The sequence below is a fragment of the Micromonospora sp. KC213 genome (genome assembly GCF_004348325.1).
Classification (GTDB): Bacteria; Actinomycetota; Actinomycetes; order Mycobacteriales; family Micromonosporaceae; genus Micromonospora.
Genome location: NZ_SMKF01000320.1, coordinates 1 through 2,323 on the forward strand (window position 1 = coordinate 1; position 2,323 = coordinate 2,323).

At 72.5% G+C, this 2,323-nt stretch carries 3 protein-coding genes; all 3 read right to left on the minus strand.

Going from position 1 to position 2,323, the window contains the following annotated elements:
* Positions 1-230: 230 nt before the first annotated feature.
* Positions 231-1,391: an acyl-CoA dehydrogenase family protein gene (locus E1166_RS30230; protein WP_132343210.1), complete on the minus strand. Its 1,161-nt coding sequence runs from the start codon at positions 1,389-1,391 to the stop codon at positions 231-233.
* A gap of 32 nt (positions 1,392-1,423) precedes the next feature.
* Complete coding sequence (locus E1166_RS30235; RefSeq protein ID WP_132185724.1) at positions 1,424-1,729, minus strand: type II toxin-antitoxin system VapB family antitoxin; 306 nt, start codon at positions 1,727-1,729, stop codon at positions 1,424-1,426.
* A gap of 177 nt (positions 1,730-1,906) precedes the next feature.
* The coding region (locus E1166_RS30240; RefSeq protein ID WP_132343211.1) for a nitroreductase family protein at positions 1,907-2,323 on the minus strand (417 nt) is incomplete at its 5' end.

Below are 2,323 nucleotides of genomic sequence, written 5' to 3' on the forward strand. Positions count from 1 at the left end.
GGCCCACCCGAGGCCCCCCGCCCGCCCGGCGCGGACCCGGAGGGGACGTCGGACCGGGCCGGCAGCGAGTCGGCGGTCGGAAAGCCGGGAAAATCCCTGGTGGGCTCGTTGCTGTCACCGTCGCGGGCCATCGCCCTCACCGTCCTCGTCAGACGCCTCATCTGGTGACGACGGTACGGCTCCGGTGCGACACCCGCTCGCCGAGTGACCCGAACGGGTGAGGGTGCCGGTCAGGCGAACGCGGAGAACCCGGTGAGCTGCTGCCCCAGAACCAGCTGGTGGATCTCGGAGGTGCCCTCGTAGGTCAGCACGCTCTCCAGGTTGTTGGCGTGCCGCATGATCGGGTACTCGCCGGAGACACCGTTCGCGCCCAGGATGGTGCGGCACTGCCGGGCGATCGCCAACGCCTCCCGCACGTTGTTCAGCTTGCCGACGCTGACCTGCGCCGGGCGCAGCGCCCCGGCGTCGGCCAGCCGGCCCAGGTGCAGCGCCAGCAGCAGGCCCTTGTTCCACTCGACGGCCATGTCGGCGAGCTTGGCCTGGGTGAGCTGGAAGGCGGCCAGCGGGCGGCCGAACTGGGTCCGGGCCGTGGCGTACGACAGGGCGGTCTCCAGGCAGTCGCGGGCCGCGCCGAGCGCGCCCCAGACGATGCCGTGCCGGGCCTCGGTCAGGCAGCTCAGCGGGGCCTTCAGCCCGATCGCCCCGGGCAGCCGGGCGTCCGCCGGGAGCCGGACGTCGTCGAGGACGATCTCGCCGGTGAGCGAGGCACGCAGCGACATCTTCCGCCGGATTTCGCGCGCCGCCACCCCCGGCGTGTCCATCGGTACGGCGAAACCGCGGACCCCCTCGTCGGTGCGGGCCCAGATCACCGCGACGTCGGCGACCGGCGCGTTGGTGATCCACATCTTGCTGCCGTGCAGCACCCAGTCGTCACCGTCGCGGCGCGCCCGGGTGGCCATCGAGGCCGGGTCGGAGCCGTGATCGGGCTCGGTCAGCCCGAAGCAGCCGATCACCTCGCCGGCCGCCATCGCGGGCAGCCAGCGCTGCTTCTGCTCCTCGCTGCCGTGACGCCAGATGGCGTACATGGCCAGCGAACCCTGCACCGACACCAGCGAGCGGACGCCGGAGTCGCCGGCCTCCAGCTCCAGGCAGGCCAGCCCGTACGCGACGGCGGAGGCACCGGCGCAGCCGTACCCGCTCAGGTGCATGCCGAGCAGGCCGAGCCGACCGAACTCGCGGGCCAGCTCGCGCGCGGGCACCCGGCCCTCCTCGTACCAGCCGGCGACGTGCGGGCGTACCCGGTCGTCGACGAGCCGGCGCACGACGGCCCGGATCTGCCGCTCCTCCTCGGTCAGCGACGCCTCGACGTCGAGCAGGTCCAGCGGGCTCATGGCGGACACCCTAACGAATGTTCAGGCGGGGGTCACTCGCCCTGCCCGCCGAGGACCAACACCCGGGCATGGATCTGGTTGCGCTGCTGCAACGCGGCGCGCAACGCCCGGTGCAGCCCGTCCTCCAGGTAGAGGCCGCCGTTCCACTGCACCACGTGCGGGAACAGGTCCCCGTAGAAGGTCGAGTCCTCGGCGAGGAGCTTGTCCAGCGCCAACTCCCGCTTGGTGGTGATGAGCTGGTCCAACCGCAGCGGGCGGGGCGGAATCTCCGCCCACTGCTTCAGGGTGAGGTTGTGCTCCGGGTAGGGACGCCCGTCCCGGACCGCTCTGAAAATCACGGCACGCTCCCCTCCCCGTGGTCGGGCCGACCGACGGCGCGGAGCCGGGTCACGCCGGGGTACCGCACGGTGCGGCACCGATGACCGTGCCAGCCTAACCGCCCGCACCACACCGCGTTTTACTCCCTCAGGGCGGTTCCGCCACCGGCGACACCCGCCCGGAGCAGGCAGACCCACTCAACTCCAGCGACCGCGCCGGACCACCTCGCTCACCGGTCTCCGCCCCCGACGCAACGACGGTGACCGGTGGTCAACAGCGCGGTAACCGACCGTTATCGCGCCGATCGGCTGGTACTCCTCCGGCACCCCGAACGCCTCCCGGTACGTGGTCAACCGGTGCGGCGGGATGCCGAAGAAACAGGCCCCCAGGCCCTCGTCCACCGCGGTCAACAACATCAGCAGCGCGGCGAACCCGACGTCGACGTACCAGTACGGCACCGGCCACCGCTCGGTCGACCGGTCCGCCCAGCCCTTGTCCGGCTCGGCGTACCGCTCCAGGTAGACCGAACGGTTCGCGTGCGGCACCACGATCAGCGGCGCCCGGCGCATCCCGGCCAGCCAGCGCTCCCGCCCGCCACCGCCCGGGGTGGCCGC